The 524-nt window shown below is 38.4% G+C and carries 1 protein-coding gene; it reads right to left on the bottom strand.

What is annotated here, in order from left to right; genetic code table 11:
- Positions 1-524, bottom strand: a 524-nt coding sequence (locus LACDD01_RS12125) for a hypothetical protein (protein ID WP_197458055.1), incomplete at both ends; no start/stop codon positions are given.

Consider the following 524-nt stretch of genomic DNA (forward strand, 5'->3'; position numbering starts at 1 on the left):
ATATTTGGCCCAACAGTCCCATATCCAGCAACCGCACCATTTGTAATGATTTCTGTAACTTTTGAACCATCTAGAACATAAGTAAATTGATTTTTGTTATCTTTTTTGAAATAAACTCCAGCACCATTTGCCATTCTATTCCCAAAGGTGTTCCAGTCCGTTTTCTGTTTGAAATCAATATAAGAAAATGCGCCAGAAATATTCTTCCAAAGGTTTTGCGCTCCTTTTCCGCCTTGAATTGCTATATCTTTTGAGACTTTGCCATACAAAGCAATAACCTGTGCTAAAGTCAGACCTGTGGCTAATGCTATTTGTATGAGTTCATTCTTCGTTTCCACATTCATATTGGCCACTTCTTGTTCTTCAATGTCGCTTGCGGTGAGGTGGCTTGGCTCATGGAGTAAGTCACGGTTAATATCTTTGCCGGTTATTTTTTTATACCAGGATAAATCAGAGCTTGAGGACATACTGAAATTACCTTGTGAATCGAAACTCCCTGTTTTGAGTGCTTTAGCTCCATTCAT

The sequence above is a fragment of the Lactococcus sp. DD01 genome (genome assembly GCF_001578715.1).
In the GTDB taxonomy this organism is placed as follows: Bacteria; Bacillota; Bacilli; order Lactobacillales; family Streptococcaceae; genus Lactococcus; species Lactococcus petauri.